A 19,378-nucleotide genomic window follows, 5' to 3' on the forward strand; every position below is an offset into this window, starting at 1 on the left:
GTCACAAGCAAAGCATTAGTTGTATGACAACAATCTTGCTTTCCTCTTCAAGCCGCTTGCGACGAACCTTCGTATTTCAACAAAACACCTCGCTGACCTATGATAAATCCTTGCTGGGGTGTTAGAAACATAATCCTGTAAAGATTGGAAGGGATATCCTCTATCTCGCGAGCTTTTTCCCAAGTTTTGCCGCCATCCAGACTCCGCAGCAAATTTCCACTGCCTCCTGATACCCAAACTTCCTCAGGTGTCCGGTATGCCAAATCGAGTAAACCCCAACTGGTGGATACCTCTGGATATTGTGCTTCTTCCCACTCGTCTGGCTTTTCAGGACTGCTAAATTGTAGCTGACCGCCCCGCGCCAGCATCCACAGCCGACCATCTTGTGCAAACCCCATATTCTCCACTCTTCGGGAGCTATTTCGATTATGGGGAACCCAGGCATCTAGACCCGGCTCCCAAGTGGAGTAGAAGTTACCTTTGGCAGACACCGCAACATATTTGCCATCGGGAGAGCGAGACATATTGCGGACAACGCCCACCGCTTCTTGCACCATCGCTTTCCAAGTCTGTCCTGCGTCTTGAGTGCGATAAATTGCCCCAACGTTGGTGCTCATCTCAGCGGAGTTCGGACCGAGTGCCACAATTTTATTGGGTGCCCCCGGTAACTTGTTACTCAGCGCGATGCGAGTCCAAGATTTTCCCCCATCTGTGGTGTGGAGCAAGATAGAGGGTTCGCCTGTAATCCAGCCTTCTTGATCGGCAAAACTCACGCCAGTAAAGCGGTATTGCCGATCTCCCAGTTCCAGGTTTCTAGACTCCCAAGTCTTGCCGCCATCCGTTGTCTCCAACAGTGTGGAGTCACTCCCCACAACCCAGCCATGATTGGGGTCGCCCGTAAAAGCGAGATCCTGTAAGTTTGCTTGTGTTGGTAGAGAAATGGCGTGCCAGGGGCTGTTGCTCACCGAAGGAACTTGACTGCAACTGGCGCAAAAGAGGACAACTGCCAACAATATTGCAATTTGTTTCAGCTTTCTCACAAATAAATTCATACTATCCAGAACTGGTGCGTGCAAATCTTCTACTATACGAGTGTTAATCCAGCGAATGCGGCGGGGATTCGCTTCATCTGTTGCAAGCTGAGGTTGGTTTTATTGCAAACCATAGAGACTGATAAAGAACAAGAAGCCCAAGGCTAATGCCCCAAAAATGAGAAGATTCTTCTGTCCTGGGGTTAAACGGTTAACGCCTAGACCATAGCTCAGATTTTCCTTGAATCCAGAGGGTGAGCCTACAACGCCAATGTTTTGAAACTGTGTTTTTCGCACCCCACAAATTGGACAGCGCCAATCTATTGGCAATTCTTCAAAGGATGTCCCTGAGGGAACGTTACTCTTACTATCACCTTTAGTCGGCTCATAAATGTAGCCACAGGCGCGACATTCATAGCGATCTAGTGGTTGGGCATCGACGGCTTGATTGCTCATGGCTCAAGATGAAATTGAGAAGCCAATCTTAAAATGTATGTTAAAAATTATGCCATAAGTAGGGGATTTTCTTAATATTGTTTAGCTTGCCTCTGCCTTGAGGAGAGGACTTCGCTGTCATCCCTCGCTAGCAGTAACGTTGTCCGCTTCAGTAGGAGCCTTGACTAGAAAAGCTGAACGGGTCAATCAGAAAACAGTATCGATGATCGACGTTCGCTGCCCCGCCACTAGCAACTTTGGCAGAGGCAGGCGCTTTATAATGTATAAATGTGAAGAAGTAATAACAGCCGTCCTTTCATCTGAGTGGTAGTACAAGATCGTGTTTGTCCTCAGTGGGTATGAGTATTTTTTAGGCTTCTTGCTAGCTTCCAGTCTGGTGCCGATTTTGGCGCTGACTGCCTCCAAGCTCCTGCGGCCCAGTGGTAGTAGTCCAGAGCGGCGCACCACTTACGAATCTGGCATGGAACCGATTGGGGGAGCCTGGATTCAGTTCAACATCCGCTATTACATGTTTGCGCTGGTTTTCGTCATTTTTGATGTTGAAACTGTTTTCCTGTATCCGTGGGCCGTTGCCTTCAATCGTCTAGGTGTACTGGCGTTTATTGAAGCTTTGGTCTTTATTGCAATTCTTGTAGTTGCTCTTGTTTATGCGTGGCGCAAAGGAGCCTTGGAATGGTCATGAAATCTAACGGTAACAGTGATATTGCTGCCTTTGAGGCGCAGCAGAAAGAGAAGATCCTTAACCCGATTGAGCGACCTTCTGTTACTCAAGAACTTTCTGAAAATGTCATCCTGACAACGGTTGACGACCTCTACAACTGGTCGCGGCTTTCCAGCCTGTGGCCTCTGTTGTTTGGAACCGCCTGCTGCTTCATTGAAGTGGCGGCGATGATTGGCTCCCGATTTGACTTTGACAGATTTGGTCTAGTTCCCCGTTCTAGCCCTCGGCAAGCAGATTTAATTATTACTGCTGGCACGATTAACATGAAGATGGCACCGGCTCTGGTGCGCCTTTATGAGCAGATGCCAGATCCCAAGTACGTGATTGCAATGGGAGCCTGCACGATTACTGGCGGGATGTTCAGCGCTGATTCCCCGACTGCGGTGCGGGGTGTGGATAAGCTGATTCCTGTCGATGTCTATTTGCCTGGATGTCCCCCACGTCCGGAAGCGATCATGGATGCGATTATTAAACTGCGGAAGAAAATCGGGAACGATTCTATCCAAGAGCGGGATCAGTTTCAGCAAATCCATCGCTATTACAGCACCACGCACAAGATGCAAGCTGTAGACACCATCCACGATGGCAAGTATTTACAGTTGGCAACTCGCCAAACTCCGCCGCAAGAGCTGGCGGCAGCGACGGGTATGCCTGTAGCACCAGCACTGTTGACGGCAGAAAAACAGGAGGAACGTCGTGGCTGAAGCAGAATCCCCAGCAGAATCTTCAGGGGAACCCCAAGCAGAATCCCAAATTGTGGAAGCGGGTAAGGTTTCCCTTTGGCTGAAGGAAAACGGTTTTGAGCATCAGGAACTAGAACGCGATCGCAGTGATGTTGAGATCATCAAAGTTGACCGGGACTTCTTGATTCCGATTGCTACAGCTCTCTACGCTTACGGATTTAACTACCTCCAGTGTCAAGGTGGCTATGATGCGGGGCCAGGAGAGCATTTGGTCAGCTTCTATCATCTAATCCAGGTGAGCGACAATGCTGACAGACCGGAGGAACTGCGGCTGAAGGTGTTTTTGCCGCGAGATGACGCTAGAGTTCCTTCGGTGTATTGGATTTGGAAGACGGCAGACTGGCAAGAGCGGGAAGCTTTTGATATGTATGGCATCGTCTATGAAGGACACCCGAACCTGAAGCGGCTTTTGATGCCGGAAGATTGGGTGGGCTATCCGTTGCGGAAGGATTATGTGTCGCCTGATTTCTACGAGTTGCAGGATGCTTATTGATTCAAGCAAAAGGCAATTAGTGAAAGAAAGACTTTTTCCTGGTTGACTTGTGGAAAGCACTCACTTTTGATTTGAAGTGGGTGCTTTTTTTTGGCGTAGGAATTAAGTGTAGACTGTATCAAATATTACTTGATTTTTTCTACGTATTGACATATACTTGAAGAATGGGAATCTGTGCGCCTAGGTAAATTGATTTTTAAGTTAAGTTTGCAGCTATTTGAGTGTAGTGAATACTTAAATTAGCTGGTTAGATAAATAGCGATCGCACCCAATTACTCCCCTAAACCCATAAAATAAATCAACAGCTTGAATGGCAGGGGTACTGGCGCGTGAAGTTGTCGTCAAAGGGTGTTTATCAAGTCGAAAGTCAGGCAAAAAAGCAATCCTATCCTGTCGCTTCGCCAGTAGAGTATGACCTGCAACCGATTAACAGACTTTTAGCAGTTGCTGCTTCTAAGGGAACCTACCATCTGCATCCCTCAGAAGGGCATGAAATACCCCTAGGATGCCCCAGAATACCAGCGTCTTTACAACTGCGACAGTATCAGCAGGAAGCGGTTGCTAGCTGGTTTGCCAATCAAGGCAGAGGAACGCTGAAGATGGCGACGGGGAGTGGAAAGACGATTACGGCGCTAGCGATCGCCACCTCACTCTATCAACAAATTGGCTTGCAAGTGTTGCTGGTAGTGTGTCCCTATCGACATCTGGTGACACAGTGGGCGCGAGAATGCGAGAAATTTGGACTACAGCCAGTTTTAGCTTTTGAGAATGTACGCAACTGGCAGAGTCAGCTATCCACGCACCTATACAATCTGCGTTCTGGCAATCAACGGTTTCTCACACTTATTACAACAAATGCCACCTTGATGAGTGAGGGATTGCAATCTCAACTCAAGTATTTCCCAGACAAAACGCTAATTGTGGGAGATGAAGCGCATAACCTCGGTGCAAGGCAGTTGGAGAAGAGTTTACCTTCTAAAGTGGGGTTAAGACTGGCGCTTTCGGCAACACCAGAACGGTATTTTGATGATGAAGGAACGCAATCTTTATTTGATTATTTTGGCAGAGTTTTAGAGCCGGAATTTACGCTGAAAGATGCAATTCAACAGGGGGCGTTGGTGCATTATTTGTACTACCCTATCCTGGTAGAACTAACAGAGGCAGAAGCCCGTGCTTATGTAAAATTAACCGCTAGGATTGGCAGGGCGCTGTTGTTCCAGGAACGCGAGAACGGTGCTAGCAAAAGCAATTGGGAAGACCAGGAAAAACTCAAGCCATTGTTGATGCAACGGGCGAGATTAATTGGCGCTGCTACCAACAAGTTAACTGCTTTGCGCCAGTTAATGAGTAAACGCTTGGACATGACGCACACTTTATTTTATTGCGGAGATGGTTCTGTAGAAAGCACGCGCCAATTGAAAGCGGTTGCTAAAATTTTGGGAGATGAATTGGGATACCGAATTAACACCTACACTGCCCAAACTCCATTATCAGAAAGAGAAAATTTGCGGTGTCAATTTGAGTCGGGAGATTTACAAGGTTTGGTGGCGATTCGGTGTCTAGATGAGGGTGTCGATATTCCAGCAATTCAGAATGCTGTAATTTTAGCTAGTAGCAGCAACCCACGCCAATTTATTCAGCGTCGAGGACGAATTTTGCGCCCTCACCCAGGCAAACAACGCGCTACTTTATTTGACATGATTGTACTGCCACCAGAGTTAGATCGGGAAACTTTGGAAGTAGAACGCAATTTGTTAAGAAAGGAATTGCGGCGATTTGTAGAGTTTGCTGACTTGGCAGATAATGCGGGCGAAGCTAGAGTAAAATTACTGGATTTACAGAGAAACTACGAGTTAATGGATATGTAATGCTTTGGCTCAATATATACATAGCGCTTCTCGTTTAGATGCAGTACACTTTAACCCCACCCCTGCCCCTCCCCGCTCTTCGAGGAGGGGAAATAATTCAAAGCCTCTCTCCTGGGAGGAGAGAGGTTTGGAGAGAGGTCAAAATTGTAGGGCCTAAAAGTGAGAACCGCTATAGTATTCCTAAATTTCTATATCACCAGAAATATATCACCAGAAATAACCGGGTACTACGGTTGTCTGTCGATCGCTTGTGTCATACTTCAGCAGATACTCGTGAGCGATCGCATCCAATTCTCGCAACCTTTCGGCTTCAGTTTTGCCAACCTCAGTATCGGTGGATAATAGAATCACCTGATGACTCGCAGAGGGAAAATATCGCTCAACTAAATTCTGTCGGTGAGAAGAATCTAGTCGCCCCAGCGGTGTGTCGATTGCTACAGGTAAGTGGTGTCCGGCGACTCGTGCTAATCCCCATAAGAAAGCGATCGCTAGTAATTGTTTTTCTCCAGCTGAGAGGCGATGCTTTGGTACGGGTTGTCCCTGCGGATCGTAGATAGAAAGGCTGAAGGTTTGAGTGTCAATGGCTACGCGATGCACTAAGTCAGATTTGTGCAGCAGATAGCGGAAACACTCGGTTACTTCTATTTCTAATTTATTCAGTTTTTTCAGGGTTAATTTTTCCCGAAATAGCTTTAGGGTCGCTTGAACTTTGGCAACGGAGGCGATAATGTGCTGATTATTTTTTAGCTTGATATTGTCTTCGCTATAGTCTGCTAATTCTTTTTTGGTTTTAGCGATCGCTCTCATTAATTCTTCACAACGGCGGGTAGCCATTTCATGAGCAACTTGAGCTTTTGCGACTGCATTATTCGCTTCTCTAACAGCGTCTTGTAGTTGTTGATACGCTTCTGGAGAAGCAGCAGTGGCTATCTGTCTATCGAGAGCATCTATCTCAATTTCTAGGTTTTCTAGTTCTTCTAGTTTTTCTTTGGCTCTAAATTTAGCAGTATTGATGCCAAAATTTAAGAAGTTATCCAGTTCCTTAATTTCTTCTAATTCTGCTAATAACCAGGGACTTTCATTGTTCGCAATTTCTTCCTCAAGTTGTTGATTTTCTTGGTCTAGGAAAAATTTTATTTTGTCAAGTTGCTCGGAAACTAATGACAATTCGGCAATATAATTTAGGAGACGATAGTCTCGTTCTACCAAAACATCCCGTGCGATTTTTTTCTGTTGTTGGCGGCTTTCCTTTTCGGCTTGGCATTTAGCTTGTTCAAGCAAGGGAGAAATTAAAGTGAGGGGAAAGCTACCAGCAGCTAATTCTCGCAGCGCTTCCCGCGTTTTTTCTGCCTGGGTTGTGAAATGGTCTTTTTGTTTTTCTAGACGGTTGCGATCGCTTGCAAGTTTTCCACCTTCGTACAGGAATTTTTCAGAGGCTTCGCGCTGCTTTTTTTCAGCCATCTCTAACTTATTTTGCAGAGAACCTACTTCTTGGGTTGCAGCTTCTAATTCATCTTTTTGTACATTAAGTTTTTGTTCAATTTCTTCTAACGTAGCGAGTTCTTTAGCGCTAGCAATTTCTTTGCGCTTACGGCTAACGAGGACATCTAAATCGGCGGATAGACGTTCTGATAGTTCTAAGCCTAATAGCGATTGAATTGCTCCAACAACTAAAGGGGGTGGAGTATCCAATTCGGCAAGTTCTTTTACTTGTTCGCCGTCAAACAAAAATAGATTAGAAATTCCCAGCGGTAGCAGGTTCTCGATATATTCATCCCAGGTGTTGGCAAGGGCTTTATCGGGCCATTCTTCATCTACTAGAATACCGAGAGTATCTTTTCCGTCTTTGGGTTCCTTTTCCCAATATCGGACAACTCTTAAAATAGTTGGTTTGTCGTCTTGAATGACCTCGAAAGCTAATTCAATTCGGGCTTTTTCTGTGGGTGGGGTATTGCGGTTGACTGACTGGGTAAGAAAGTCGTTATAGCTTAAGTTGCCGCGTGTAGAACATTGGGCGCGAGAACCGTATAGGGCAAGGCGAATGGCGTCCATCAGGGTCGTTTTACCGCCGCCATTCATGCCGCCAATTAAGATAATCGGGCGAGTATTTTCATCAGTTTCGGGGCGGAGGTTGATGACTTGTCGCCCTAGATAAGGGCCGAAATTTTGCAGGACGAGTTCGAGAAATATCACAGCTTATTGAGAATAGGTAATCAGTAACGGCTAATGGGTAATCGGGAATAAACAGCACTTATTCATTAGCGTCATCTACTTTTGGCGATGGAAATTTCATGCTTGCCCAAGTTAGCTGTTTCACTTTGTCAATATCTTCTTCGACAACAGCATTTTTCAAGTCGCGCTTATCATGGGCATTTTGAATTGCATCCTCTTTCGAGCGAGAACTGCTTTCAAAGCATTTATCCAATTTTTCGTAAACGCCACGCCGAGATTTTGTGTGATGCTGGCGTTCTGTATCTAGCAGTTTCGCCATCAGTTCTAGGTGCATTTCATCATTGCAGATTTCTTGTAGCACTTCCCACTCGTCAGTACCTAGGAGTTTCCTCTCAGCACCAGGACGAATGTCTTGGAACGATTCGCCTGTGACTTCTTCGTAAATACGCGGCAAGCTGTCATCAAATTCGTGCTTTTCTTCTAACCAAATGCGGCGAATTTCGCTTAATTCATCCTGGGTAATTAAGGTGATGTCGCGCATTTCTAGAGGTGCAGTGCGGCGAGTTTGGGTTTGTGCTTCTAAGACTCGTCTCAACCAATGTTCTCGCCAGTATTTTGTATAGGGGCCAGGAATTGGTTCAACTGAGGTTTCACCGTCTACATTGCGTTCAAAAAGTTCGACCTTACCATAGATTCGGCGAAAGTCTCTTTTGGGGCGATCATTCTCAATATCTAATTCATTACGGATACTTAGTAAAGGCTGCATCCATTCTTTCTCTTCATCATTCTGGATCATCGCCTCCATTGATTTATCTTTACTTACCATTGTGCAAACCCAACACCCAAAGCGAGAATCGCCACAACTAGGGGTGGAGGTGTCAACAACTAATGGACATTCATTATCTGCTGTTGCACCCCGGTACATTGTAAATAGATCCTTATTACTATTTCCCCAAGGATTTTCCCACTGATTGAGGTAAATCCATACCTCATCATTACGCCAGTCTTCAATAGGGCTATAAATCAAGGAATTAGGTAAGCGTGCATTAGGGCTAAGGCGATCGCGTACTCTACCTGCTTCATGCTTAGTCATTGTTGCTGCACGTTTGAGGCTTTCAGCCTTTCGAGTACCTAGAATAACAATAGTTTCACCGCTGACTCTAACCATATCGCGAATAAATTGGTTAACAGGCTGAATTTTCATGCGATCAGTACACCAACGAAATCCATTTCGAGGTGCTGGATAACCTTTACCTATTAAGTTCACCCAAAATGTGTCTTTTACTGCGGGATTAAGCAAATGAGGTTCTATTGGCATTTTTTGTTCTTTTGCAGCCACCTTCATCCGCTCTACAGATTGACGAACCCAAGCAGAAACTATCGGATTTTCTACCAGTGTGTCCGTTGTAATTGCATGAATTTCTTTAGTTCTTTTTTCTAATGGAAGTGCTGCGATCGCATTCCAGATTAGCTGCAATACGGTGGTAGAATCCTTTCCTCCACTATATCCAATTACCCAAGGTATTTCATCTAGACAATATAATTCTTGAATTTCTTTAGTTAACTTTTCTATATCCTCTATTAATTCAGCAATATTGCGAGGTGGGAAGAGGGGAATTTGTTGTGTATCTGTCATTAGTTAAACCTCATATTTTACTTTTTTGAAATTATTTGTATTTACGTGAATTTTAATTTTAATATTAAATCGTGTTCTGACTCGATTGCTTACCTTGTATAATCAGTAAATAGAAGATTGACCTGACAGAATTAATTGTATTGATTAATATGCCTGAAAACAACCCTCTTCAGCCTGAAGTAAACCAGCCTTTAATGGGTTTACTTGCGCCATACTTTGAGAAATATTATCGAGAGAAGTGCTATTTAGGACTGAGCTTTCAGCAAGGAAAGCGAACAATGATACAAATTAATGTCCCTGCTGACGACTTGCCAACTCTTCTCCAAGCAAAACCATCTATTGGTAATGATCCTGATTCTGGAAAAAATCGTCCGGAGGTGAAGGGTCATGCTGAGGAAATAAAAGAATATATTCTAAAACGTGTTGAAAAGGGGAAACCTTGGGTTTTAGGTACACTGACGGCAAATGTAACTCCGGGCAAGATTAATATTATCGAATTAGGGAGGGGAATTTGTCTAGTAGTCATTCCTCGTGGCGTTAAGTTAGATATTACTGATGGGCAGCATCGTAAGCGGGCTATTCATGAATTAATTGAAAGTACACAAGGAGAGCTGATTGGTGATAATAACTTCCCTATTACTCTGGTTTTAGAAGAAAATTTTAACCAGTGCCAGATAGATTTCAAAGATATGGCGCAAACAAGGCAATTGGACAAATCTTTACTTTTATCATTTGGTGAATTTGAAGGTAGAGTTGGTATTACTAAAACTGTACTTGAAAGAGTGCCAATGTTTGAGGGGAAAACCGAGAAAATTAAAGGCAGTCCCGAAACTAAAAAGAGATTGATTTACACAACTAATTACATAGCCAAGCTAGTAAGCTGCGCTTTTGCTGACGATCCCAATAACGAGCTGAAAGATTATGATGTTGAGTCATCATCTGAGGCTCTGATCAGTTGCCTAAATCAGCTTTTTTCAGAATGCAGTCAGACAAAGCATATATTTGAGACAACTGCCGGAGAATTAACGATTGAGGAAGTTGGTGCATTTAAGGAAGAATGTATTTTAGGCAGAAGTGTTGGTCTAGAAATTTTAGGACACTTGCTATACTGCACCTATGATAAAAACAGGGATTATTTTGAAGCTGAGAAGATTTCAAAAATTGCTCAGCTTAATTGGTCAAAAGACAGCCATATTTGGGAAGGGAATATTGTTTTATCTAGCCCAGACCCCAAAAATCCAGGTAAATCCTACAGAATAACAGCCAGTGCCAGCGCTGTAAGAATGGCAATTAGTATGGCAAAAGCTAATCTGGGATGGATGTAAGCGCTCGCTCTTATCGTCTTTTCATTTCTCCCTCCTTATAAGACGGGCATTCTCTAACCGTTCCTCTTCCGGTGTCAGCGGCAAATTCAGGTGCTTTTTAATATAAGCACTCATCTGAGTGACACTGGTGCGGGATTTAGAAATCCCACCGCTAGACATAATTATCCCTTTCCAATCAGGATTAGAGCGCGACCAGTCGATTTGTTGCAAACCTTCTAGATGTGAGTCCCAGTTTTCCGGGTAAAGCGACAGCAAACTTGCTCCAACAGCGCCTAAACTAGCGATCGCGATCGCGTGACTATGCACGTAATCCCGCCGGATTTCGCCTGCACTGACCTTCCCGTGTAGAACTTGCTCCCAAGCTGGGATATAGCGACTAACTGCATTCCAGTAACGGACTGCTCGTTCAATCTGCTGTTCAGTCTCCTGGCGATCCGTTAGCAGGGCAAGAGTAGCATTATAGATGCTGTTGAGAGTAAATAGCTTGCCAGAGCGAGTAGGCAGCGTACTGCGTTCCGTATCTGTGAGGTTTCTAAAAACCTGAACTTGCTTGACAATTGACCGCACCCAGTTTGTTTTCTCATCCCGATGATCGTAAAGAATGTTTAGCGATGGATCGGGATCGACTGCATAACGGTTTAAATCAATAAACATCTGCTGCGATCGCTTTAGACCTATATCTAAAAAGAAGATAACCGCGATCGTTTCATACCCCAGTTCGGGATTTTCTTTCAGCGCCATTTCCAACGCTGCCCGTCGATGTTGCCCGTCATGGATGGCAAAACGCGCATCCATCGGCACTTTCAAGCGTCCAATCTTCCGCGCTTCTGTCTCTGTTCCAATCGGTTCAAAAGTGATATCCGCGTCAATCGATGCCGTAATTGCCGAGAAAATGTAGTTAGTCGGATTGTTCAAAATATATCGGGCAATTTCTGGCACGCGGGTGCGGTTGAGCGATCGCTTTGTCCTCATTTCCGGCGGCATTTCCCCATCGTCCAAGGGGAACAGCTTCGGGATAAATCGCACCGGACACATCGAAACGTAGTATTCTCGCCCTGCCTGAATTCCCCGAATCACAGGCAAAACGTACTCAAAGGAGGGGGTAAGCATAAATACCCAGCCTTATTTAGTTTTGGACACGATCTCAGTATACATAAAGTTTTTAAAAACTAGATTTGACACAACAACTTTTGACTGATAGTTTTTAAAAATTGATTAAAATCCCCGGTAAATGTGCCTATGAACAGCCCCAGCAACCCCACAACTGACCTTGCCAGCCAGATTTTGGAACGGGAAAACCAAGAAAAACAAGCGATCGCGCTCCTTTTAGATAGATATCTGGCGCGGAACGACCAATTCCTGGTTCAGAAGATAGAAATGGGCGGCACGGAGGCGTATATCGGTTCGGCAACTCTAGAATGGTTCGCCAGTCGCGTTCGATTCGCGTCTCGCCTACCGCTTTTCCGGCAAAAATTCGACCCAGAGAAAGACAATGTGGAAATCGACGCCGAGAGTATTGAAGAAATTCAGCAACGACCCCTAGATTGGTCGCGTCAAGCGCCCTTGACGCAGTATTTAGCAGCTCGAAAGACTCACAAATTCCCGCCAGTATTAGTAGTGGTCAATCAACCTTGGGTAGACAATCCTAATGCTGCCGAGTGGGATGCAAGCGGACGTGCGATTAAATCTGCTGCTGATTTTATGGCACTAGATAAAGACGGCAAAGTAGGGTTGTTGAACGTTTCCCCAGATGTCACGATTTTTGCCTTGGATGGTCAACATCGACTGATGGGCGTGCAGGGTTTAATGGAGTTACTTCAAACAGGTAAACTTCCACGATATAAAAAAGATAAAAAGCCTTCAGGTGCTGTTATTACAATTGACGATCTCAGACAGAACTATCAGATAGACCCTGCTTATTTGCAAAACTTAGCCAAAGAAAAGATAGGCATTGAATTTATTTCAGCAGTCGTGACTGGAGAGACGCGGGAACAGGCACGACGACGAGTGAGATCCATCTTTGTCCATGTAAATCTCATGGCAGTACCTTTAAGTAAAGGTCAGATGGCACAGCTAGATGAAGATGATGCATTTTCAATTGTTGCCCGAAAAGTTGCTGTCACCCATCCTCTACTAAAAGATATTGACGGGCGCAATCCTCGCGTTAATTGGGATAGCGCAACAGTTGCCGCGAAGTCAACCGTTTTAACTACCCTGCAAGCGCTCAAAGAAATGTCTGAACGCTACTTAGAATACAAATTTCCCAAGTGGAAACCTGTTGGTAAAAAGGGTTTAATTCCCATGCGCCCTGATGATGGAGAACTGGAGGAGGGAATTGAGGAATTTAATCAACTTTTCGACTATTTGACAACTCTGCTCAGCTTTAAAAGGCTAGAAAGTGGCGCAGAAACCCCGGAAATGCGCCGCTTCAATTTTGAAAAAGGTGGCGGGGAAGGAAATATACTTTTCCGCCCGGTTGGGCAAGTTGCCTTAGCTCAAGCTTTAGGAATTTTGGTTTTCAAAAAGGGATTTTCGCTAAAAACTATTTTTGAAAAGCTTCAGAAATACGATGCGGATGATGGCTTCAGCGGCATGGAGTCTCCTGATTCTCTTTGGTATGGCGTTTTGTATGACCCAAATAAAAAGCGGGTTTCAGTTGCCGGAAAGGACTTAGCCGCCAGATTAATTGTCTACTTGCTGGGTGGGGTTGATGATGACATGGAACGTGCAGAAATTCGCCGCGCGGTAGCTGAAGGAAGAACAATAGAAGATAAAGCAATGGGATTTAATGGCAAGTTTGTAGAGCCAAGGCAGGTAGGATTACCGCCAATTTTATCTTGAGCTTTGCCTTCTAGATACGGCTTTCGTGTAACTGAATGAGTTCCTAAGTTCCAGACGCGATTAATTGCGCCTGGAACAAACTATCAAAATTGTCTTGACAGACTAATAGTGATTTTATGACTCAACCAGATTTGAGATAAATGAGTTCTGCTTCTACGGGTAAGTGATCTGAACCTGTTGTCGGTAAAACTTTGCTAGAGTGAGAAACCCAATGTTTTGAATACCCAATATAGTCAATTCTGAAGAGGGGATAATTTAATTTTGAAGTTGAGTTTTTAATCAAGAAGCTTAGTTCCCAGCCATGAGGCCAAGTCAAGCCAAAACCTAACCCTGATGTTTGGAAGGAATCTTGCATAACTGTTCTTAAATAATGATAGTCTTGCGACTGGTCTGTCATATTAAAATCACCAGCAACAATAAATGGCTTGGTTTCTTTCTGGAGCCGCTGCACTAAATCCTGAATTTCTGCCGAGCGTTTTGTGTAATCATAAATCGGAATAGTGAGGAAAGGCAAAATTTTCTGGGGACGAATCCAGGGGGATATAACTTGAATATTGTAAACAACTACCTCCTGCTGATTAATTTGGATAATCGCTCGTTGCTGAATTTCTCGATGACCCGCTAAGTGTAAATTTTCGGAGAATAAAATTGGATATTTGCTGAGGATTGCCACGCTTTGGGCATAAATTTGGTAGGGGTAGGATGTCTGTAAGCGAGGAAAGGCTTTTTCAGTATGTCTGCGAACAATTTCTTGTAAACAAATGATATCGGGTTGTTGTTGTTGAATTAATTTAACTAAATTTTGGGAACTGGTTTTATGCCAACTGCTGTTTAAGGATAAAATTCTGATATTAGGCTGGGAACTGTTTGATCGTAAAGCGTGAGGAGAAAAGTATTTCAGATGCAACCAACTGACCAGAAAGATGCAAGCAATCGATGAAATAATTGAGAACCATCGTTTTTTTATAGTTGAAAATGCCAATAGTGGTAAAATTAATATCGGTAAAAAAATAAAAGGGATAAAGGTGCTAACAAAGCCAACAAGCCAGAAACTATCCCAAAATATTAGTCTCAGCAGGAAATACAAGACGATAAATCCTGAGTAGGCGTAAGCCAAAATTTGAGTGACTAACCTCAAAATTCGGCAAAATTTAATCGCAATCATTTCCTGGCTTGATTAAATTATTTTGTGTATCGTTGGATGTGTAAAAGATTTTCCCGACGAACCACGTTAGCGTTTGCGTAGCGGCACGGATGCGCTTAGCTATGCGCGTTAATGCTCGCTAAGTACACGAGGGAGAGAAAAAATTTAATGATTCATGTAAATTAGCTAGATAAACTTGTCGGACGTAATAATAAAAGCTAACTTAAGTGAGAAACCTGCTGAGATCGAATTCCCCTTCTACTGGTTCTTCCTTATTACGTTCAGAACTAAGGATTAATAAAAGGGTGGCTGTATAGTCTACTGTTCCCCGCAACTCATCTTGTATAATCTCTAACCCTCCGTTGGCATATTCTTCAAAAATCCGGATACGTTGCTCTTCAGAATTTTCATCAGTCGGGGAGAGAATTTTTATGTCTTTAGTTTCAGCGATCGCTAATAACTGGATTACCCGGTCGGTTCCTCTAGATACAAAAACCTCTAGCGCGATCGCACCCGGTTCCCTTTTGGAGATTTCCCCTAAAGGCGATCGCTTTTTCCGCTTCGCCCCCAAGGCTGCTGCAAACGCGATCGCATCAGCGTAGGTTTGGAAAGGGCCAGTTGTGCTATCAGATGCGACTAAGGCTTGCACCAAATCAGCTTTATCTTTCGCAATTCTGATTCTATTTGCACCCATTGTGTTAATATTTTTTGCTTAAATACTCATAACGAATTGAAATAGCGATCGCTCTGTTCATCTTCTAAGCTAAAATATTCATTTTTTGCCTTGGGAACGTTTCAATCTTTGCTCCAGATATATTTTTCCCAAGCTAACCAACTCCTTGCCAAGCCTAAAAATTGTTCCCCCAAGCTCAAGAACACCTTTCGGCTTTTTGAATTCGGTTTCTTGAGGCAAATCCACTTTTTCCTTTTTCTTGGGCTGACGAGGCGCTGGGTCAAATCCTTTAGGCTTTTGAGTCATAGTCTGATTAGAAAATAAGACTTTGCACAATGAACTTTCTTTATATTATCTGCCGAACCGATGCAGATACAGAGCGATCCTCAGATTAGGGAAACAGTTGATTCACTGGAACTTCAATCTCTGGAAAGGCAAGAGGGGAAAAGATGGCATCTCCATCTAAAATAGTTTCTTGTTGATAATTTTCTGCATCCGCAGGAATGCTTGACCTGTCAGTAGACTGTTGAGATAGTTGAACGCCCGTTGCATCGTAGCAGCATGGGGAGGTTGTTGAGGACTCATTTCTAGAATCTGTCCTTCTAGGAGTTCCACTTGCTCGTCAGTTGTCAGAATTTCTGCCTCGATCATGCGGTGGTACTCATCTACAGTCCACAAGCGTCTACCAGTTACAGTCATAGATTTTTAGCTGTAAAAATAGCTTGATTGAGTGTTATTAAAAGTGGGCGTCTAAACAAACAAATCGTCTACTGCCATCAACCATCCCGGCACAGCGGGTTCAGCTTCAGCCACCTCACCACGACGGTAAACTTGCGGCTTTGAGGGATTGCTAGCACGATACACCTTGACAACTTCCGCCTTGAGTACATCTACATCCCATACCACCAGCGTACCCACCGCAAAGTAATCCCGACGCTTGGCTGCCATTTCCGCTTCTGCTGCCTCACCGTAATCATTCTCGCTTCTCACTTCAGCAGCAAAAACGGGTGCCCCTTCTAAGAACTTTCCGCCGCTAGGGTTGCCGATGTAGAATGCAGCATCAGGGCTGAAAGAGCGGCGGTTTGGAAGATTGACAATAAAGCCAACATTATCAGGCAAAGCATAACCACTTTTGGTGCTGCGTTCGTAATCGCGCAGGCTAACATATATTTCACCTCCTGCACGTCCTGGCAGAAAACCTGTCGCCGCCATCAGTACCAATTCTCCGTTTACAATTTCCGCTTTGCCATTTTCCGGTATGCGGTATAAAGCTTCAATTGTTGTTTCTGTTTTTAAATTCATTGTGAGTTACCCATTTGTGCTGATGGTGAGAACCTGCGGCGGTGTGGAATCTGGAGGATAGAGAAAATCTACCTGTACAAGTCTTTTGTCACCTGGCGGCATCTTTAGCGTTACCAATGGTTCTCCCGCTTGTCCGCGTCGCTGTACCAGATGCACGTAGCGCGTCTTTTCCACTCCATTATCATCGTTGTAACGCAACCTGACTGTGCCTCGAAAAAACACTTGCTTAGTGAGAGGATTTAAGAACAAAAGTCTATCGGTTCCTCCCTCATCTTTCAGGGGTGTTTGCACGGATACAGTAACAGTTTGGGTTTGATTAGTAGAGTTTTTTAGCGGCAAAGTGAGATTGTATTCCACCCCATAGTTGCTGTGGGCAAAATACGCCGTATCGGGATAGCGAACTAGCATCGGGGCGCTTTGAATTTGCTTTGTGCCGAGGGTAATGAGATGCAGAGTGCCTAATACATAAGAAAACGCTTTCCCCGGCTGAGGAATCGTTAAATCTGAGGAATTAGAACCATCGGTCATTTGTGCTTGCCATTGTGCCCCTTGGGACACACCCGCCACGCGGCTAAAAACTGTAGGTTCTCTGGGAGGATCTAACGGTGTGGGAATTGGATCGCGCTTCCCCGCCAAACCGCCTGTATTCAGCAGCTTTTGCCATTCAGCCAAGGTGGGTGTCCTCTCACTGCCATTGCCATTGCGGGGGGCATTCATGGCTAAATTGGCAACATAAATTGGGCGATCGCTCGACAACCGCATCATCGTGGTGCGACCATTCGATGAGGGAGCCTTCACCGGAATTGGCTGATTCATCAGCATTTGGCTTTGCCCCGGTGGAATTGTCACCTTTTGGGAGAATTTTTCCTGCCGAATCCCTCGCAGCACATCATTCATTGTCCGGCTGCCAGGGCCAGCGTAGACGGTGCCGTTAGGATTATCCTGAATATCTGGCAAGGAAATAAACGGCGCATCGGGAGTGGAAAGGTAACTTGCTGCTTGCAGCACTTCGACAGTGGCAGGTTGATCGCCGGGATTGTGCAAAATCACGCCTTGGTAAAGGGTGCGCGTTTGCGAGGAATTTTCTGCCCTGGCGATGTGGTGAGAAAATAAATCAAATCGTCCCTGGAAGGGGAAATTTAAATGCGCTTCCGGCACCTGTTTGCCTGCTGGGGGGAAGGTAGACAGCAGAATGCCTTCAGTTGTCACGAGTTCGGGACTGTTGCTGTTAAAGGTGGGAACTGCATCCAGTTTTCCCGGTAAAGCCCGCACCTCCATCGGTTGCACTTCCACCCCGGCAATATACTGCGGCGGAATCGTATAAATGTTTAACGCCCGACACATCGACGCTGCCACTTCCCCTCTGGTGGCGCTGCGATTGGGATTGAGCTGTTTGACGTTAGGATAATTGACGACAAGGGTGCCCACTGCTGCGGAGGCGATCGCATTCTGGGCATAACTTGGAATCTGCGCCGCATCGTTAAAATACTGCCCTAGCGTCTGACTGACATTTTCCGGGATGGGATAATTTGCCGCACCTGCTATAACGCCGATTGCTTGCACTCTGGGAATGGCTTGACTCGGTTGAAAAATCCCGCCTGGATAACCCGAAAAAAAGCCTTTTTGATAAGCGGTTGCGATCGCTTTATTCGCCCAGTGACTAGCAGGCACATCTCTAAAAGCTGTGCTGCTGCGCTTTACGGGCGCATTCGGGAAGGCATTCAACATCAGCACCGCCGCCTCAGCGCGTGTCACCGTTGCTTCTGGGCGAAAGCTGCCATCCGGGTAGCCCGTCACTAACTTTCTTTGGGCTAACTGAGTAATGCAATCTTTCGCCCAATGGCTTTGAATGTCAGAAAAAGCGGCAGTACTGGGCGTTGATAAACCCAACAGAGACACAAAAAGAACGGAAGTAACGGCAGGATTTGTCAAAAATTTGAGAGTTTTAACCATTAAAAGGCTTGAATGTCAACGAAAGTCTTTGAAGTATTTTTAGACAAATTTGTTGCCAGTGGGAAGCGATGCGCGATCGCCCTGTATCTACAACGCTGATTCAGTAATCCTAGGGAGAATCTCTTTCCTGCTATAGGAAGGCAGTAATTTTCCCCTTTTCCTTGCAGGGAAGAGGACTGGGGGGTTAGGTTTTTGATTGCTAAATCAATGTTGTAGTAACATTGCAGGAGTGCTCCACCGACCAATTTTATTTATAAACTACGCAGCCATACATAAAAACTGGCTCGCTAGCCTCAATTGGTTTTGCCGATAAGTCAGCCTGCCACGCCTCAACTGGCAGGATACCATGCTCAGTTAATTGCCAGCGTCCCAGCAGGGCTCGGATCGTTTCGGGATTACGCATATAAACATGCGCCCCCATCGAGTCCAATAGTTCTAGCATTTCCGGATACACGATCCCCGCTTCACCATCAAAATCCAGCGCCAAGAAACTACCCGCCGGTGCCCAATCATAAAGTTGATCGAGCATCTGGGTCATAATTTCATCAGGGATAAAGGCTGCAACACCGACAAAAACCATACCTAAACGCCGAATTGACCCTAGCACTTGTGCAACAACCGATTGCTCCAGGGTATCCAGGTTTGTCGCATCGCAGAAGGTGTAGCCAGCGTTCGAGTTCTCGGCTAAAATCTCTTGACCCAGTTTGATATTTGCTCGATCGATATCGGTATAAAGAACCTTTGCTTGCGCTACAACTTCATGCACATTGCCGCAAGTTGGTAATCCGGAACCAAAAACAATAAATTGGTCAATGCCCTGAGATTCGATATAGCGGGATACCTGACCAATGTAGTCTCGTAACTCGCGAAAAACGGTTGGGAAATCAGGATATACTCCGGCACAAACTTTGGCTGCTTCCACATCAATTGGGAAGTAATGAGAACCGCCAAGCCAATAATCGATCATCCGGGCTGTGTTGGGAGAAACTTCCATTCCTACTCCTTTCGCGGATAAATTTG

The 19,378-nt window shown here is 45.0% G+C and carries 18 protein-coding genes; 6 read left to right on the plus strand and 12 right to left on the minus strand.

The features are described 5' to 3' along the window. Positions 1 to 47: 47 nt before the first annotated feature. A complete protein-coding gene (locus H6F52_RS10725; protein WP_190426782.1) occupies positions 48 to 1,052 on the minus strand; it encodes a photosynthesis system II assembly factor Ycf48 in 1,005 nt (334 codons plus the stop codon). Between the two features lie 99 nt (positions 1,053 to 1,151). Continuing rightward, positions 1,152 to 1,487, minus strand: coding sequence for a rubredoxin (locus tag H6F52_RS10730; RefSeq protein ID WP_190410999.1), 336 nt, complete (start codon positions 1,485 to 1,487; stop codon positions 1,152 to 1,154). A 319-nt stretch (positions 1,488 to 1,806) separates the two neighbouring features. On the opposite strand from H6F52_RS10730, the gene ndhC reads away from it, so the two are divergent. The 4 genes from ndhC to H6F52_RS10750 all read left to right on the plus strand — a co-directional run bounded on the left by ndhC (position 1,807) and on the right by H6F52_RS10750 (position 5,312). Then, positions 1,807 to 2,169, plus strand: a complete 363-nt coding sequence (gene ndhC, locus H6F52_RS10735; RefSeq protein WP_190411000.1) for a photosynthetic/respiratory NAD(P)H-quinone oxidoreductase subunit C — start codon at positions 1,807 to 1,809, stop codon at positions 2,167 to 2,169. After that, positions 2,166 to 2,912: an NADH dehydrogenase subunit K gene (locus H6F52_RS10740; RefSeq protein WP_206754032.1), complete on the plus strand. Its 747-nt coding sequence runs from the start codon at positions 2,166 to 2,168 to the stop codon at positions 2,910 to 2,912. Before ndhC ends, H6F52_RS10740 begins: the two co-directional genes overlap by 4 nt. Next, positions 2,905 to 3,444 carry an NAD(P)H-quinone oxidoreductase subunit J gene (locus H6F52_RS10745; RefSeq protein WP_190529815.1) on the plus strand — a complete coding sequence of 180 codons (540 nt, stop codon included), beginning with the start codon at positions 2,905 to 2,907 and terminating at the stop codon, positions 3,442 to 3,444. Before H6F52_RS10740 ends, H6F52_RS10745 begins: the two co-directional genes overlap by 8 nt. A 470-nt stretch (positions 3,445 to 3,914) precedes the next feature. Continuing rightward, a complete protein-coding gene (locus H6F52_RS10750) occupies positions 3,915 to 5,312 on the plus strand; it encodes a DNA phosphorothioation system restriction enzyme (RefSeq protein ID WP_199300514.1) in 1,398 nt (465 codons plus the stop codon). Positions 5,313 to 5,519: 207 nt separating this feature from the next. Here the strand turns inward: H6F52_RS10750 and dndD are convergent, their stop codons facing one another. Both dndD and dndC read right to left on the minus strand, forming a co-directional pair. Next, complete coding sequence (gene dndD, locus H6F52_RS10755; RefSeq protein WP_190534461.1) at positions 5,520 to 7,505, minus strand: DNA sulfur modification protein DndD; 1,986 nt, start codon at positions 7,503 to 7,505, stop codon at positions 5,520 to 5,522. A gap of 58 nt (positions 7,506 to 7,563) precedes the next feature. Next, positions 7,564 to 9,120: a DNA phosphorothioation system sulfurtransferase DndC gene (gene dndC / locus H6F52_RS10760; protein ID WP_190534463.1), complete on the minus strand. Its 1,557-nt coding sequence runs from the start codon at positions 9,118 to 9,120 to the stop codon at positions 7,564 to 7,566. A 149-nt stretch (positions 9,121 to 9,269) separates the two neighbouring features. Between dndC and H6F52_RS10765 the strand changes: the two genes are divergently transcribed. After that, positions 9,270 to 10,445 carry a DNA sulfur modification protein DndB gene (locus H6F52_RS10765; RefSeq protein WP_190534466.1) on the plus strand — a complete coding sequence of 392 codons (1,176 nt, stop codon included), beginning with the start codon at positions 9,270 to 9,272 and terminating at the stop codon, positions 10,443 to 10,445. A 21-nt stretch (positions 10,446 to 10,466) separates the two neighbouring features. On the opposite strand, the gene dndB is transcribed toward H6F52_RS10765, so the two are convergent. Then, a complete protein-coding gene (dndB, locus tag H6F52_RS10770) occupies positions 10,467 to 11,555 on the minus strand; it encodes a DNA sulfur modification protein DndB (RefSeq protein WP_190534469.1) in 1,089 nt (362 codons plus the stop codon). Positions 11,556 to 11,684: 129 nt separating this feature from the next. On the opposite strand from dndB, the gene H6F52_RS10775 reads away from it, so the two are divergent. Next, positions 11,685 to 13,286, plus strand: a complete 1,602-nt coding sequence (locus tag H6F52_RS10775; RefSeq protein ID WP_190534471.1) for a DGQHR domain-containing protein — start codon at positions 11,685 to 11,687, stop codon at positions 13,284 to 13,286. A gap of 121 nt (positions 13,287 to 13,407) precedes the next feature. On the opposite strand, the gene H6F52_RS10780 is transcribed toward H6F52_RS10775, so the two are convergent. The 7 genes from H6F52_RS10780 to H6F52_RS10810 form a co-directional block, all read right to left on the minus strand. Next, entirely contained in the window at positions 13,408 to 14,451 is a 1,044-nt protein-coding gene (locus H6F52_RS10780; protein WP_190534474.1) for an endonuclease/exonuclease/phosphatase family protein, read from the minus strand. Positions 14,452 to 14,653: 202 nt separating this feature from the next. Beyond that, positions 14,654 to 15,124, minus strand: coding sequence for a DNA phosphorothioation-associated protein 4 (locus H6F52_RS10785; protein WP_190529799.1), 471 nt, complete (start codon positions 15,122 to 15,124; stop codon positions 14,654 to 14,656). A 78-nt stretch (positions 15,125 to 15,202) separates the two neighbouring features. After that, entirely contained in the window at positions 15,203 to 15,439 is a 237-nt protein-coding gene (locus H6F52_RS10790; RefSeq protein WP_190534477.1) for a hypothetical protein, read from the minus strand. A gap of 126 nt (positions 15,440 to 15,565) precedes the next feature. Continuing rightward, a complete protein-coding gene (locus tag H6F52_RS10795) occupies positions 15,566 to 15,802 on the minus strand; it encodes a Uma2 family endonuclease (protein WP_190534480.1) in 237 nt (78 codons plus the stop codon). Positions 15,803 to 15,853: 51 nt separating this feature from the next. Continuing rightward, entirely contained in the window at positions 15,854 to 16,405 is a 552-nt protein-coding gene (locus H6F52_RS10800) for a Uma2 family endonuclease (protein ID WP_190529795.1), read from the minus strand. Positions 16,406 to 16,411: 6 nt separating this feature from the next. Next, a complete protein-coding gene (locus H6F52_RS10805; RefSeq protein ID WP_190534483.1) occupies positions 16,412 to 18,358 on the minus strand; it encodes a DUF3370 family protein in 1,947 nt (648 codons plus the stop codon). Between the two features lie 247 nt (positions 18,359 to 18,605). Next, the gene (locus H6F52_RS10810) at positions 18,606 to 19,352 is read right to left on the minus strand and encodes an SAM-dependent methyltransferase (protein WP_190534485.1); all 747 of its coding nucleotides are present in this window, start codon (positions 19,350 to 19,352) and stop codon (positions 18,606 to 18,608) included. Between the last annotated feature and the right edge of the window lie 26 nt (positions 19,353 to 19,378).

It is taken from the genome of Coleofasciculus sp. FACHB-542 (genome assembly GCF_014695825.1).
In the GTDB taxonomy this organism is placed as follows: Bacteria; Cyanobacteriota; Cyanobacteriia; order Cyanobacteriales; family FACHB-T130; genus FACHB-T130.

Coding starts and splice junctions, on each gene's coding strand:
- H6F52_RS10740 (WP_206754032.1), top strand. CDS start 2,166: ATGAAATCTAACGGTAACAGTGATATTGCTGCCTTTGAGGCGCAGCAG.
- H6F52_RS10785 (WP_190529799.1), bottom strand. CDS start 15,124: ATGGGTGCAAATAGAATCAGAATTGCGAAAGATAAAGCTGATTTGGTG.
- H6F52_RS10810 (WP_190534485.1), bottom strand. CDS start 19,352: ATGGAAGTTTCTCCCAACACAGCCCGGATGATCGATTATTGGCTTGGC.
- H6F52_RS10805 (WP_190534483.1), bottom strand. CDS start 18,358: ATGGTTAAAACTCTCAAATTTTTGACAAATCCTGCCGTTACTTCCGTT.
- dndC (WP_190534463.1), bottom strand. CDS start 9,120: ATGACAGATACACAACAAATTCCCCTCTTCCCACCTCGCAATATTGCT.
- H6F52_RS10795 (WP_190534480.1), bottom strand. CDS start 15,802: ATGACTGTAACTGGTAGACGCTTGTGGACTGTAGATGAGTACCACCGC.
- H6F52_RS10725 (WP_190426782.1), bottom strand. CDS start 1,052: ATGAATTTATTTGTGAGAAAGCTGAAACAAATTGCAATATTGTTGGCA.
- dndB (WP_190534469.1), bottom strand. CDS start 11,555: ATGCTTACCCCCTCCTTTGAGTACGTTTTGCCTGTGATTCGGGGAATT.
- H6F52_RS10775 (WP_190534471.1), top strand. CDS start 11,685: ATGAACAGCCCCAGCAACCCCACAACTGACCTTGCCAGCCAGATTTTG.
- H6F52_RS10780 (WP_190534474.1), bottom strand. CDS start 14,451: ATGATTGCGATTAAATTTTGCCGAATTTTGAGGTTAGTCACTCAAATT.
- H6F52_RS10730 (WP_190410999.1), bottom strand. CDS start 1,487: ATGAGCAATCAAGCCGTCGATGCCCAACCACTAGATCGCTATGAATGT.
- H6F52_RS10800 (WP_190529795.1), bottom strand. CDS start 16,405: ATGAATTTAAAAACAGAAACAACAATTGAAGCTTTATACCGCATACCG.
- H6F52_RS10765 (WP_190534466.1), top strand. CDS start 9,270: ATGCCTGAAAACAACCCTCTTCAGCCTGAAGTAAACCAGCCTTTAATG.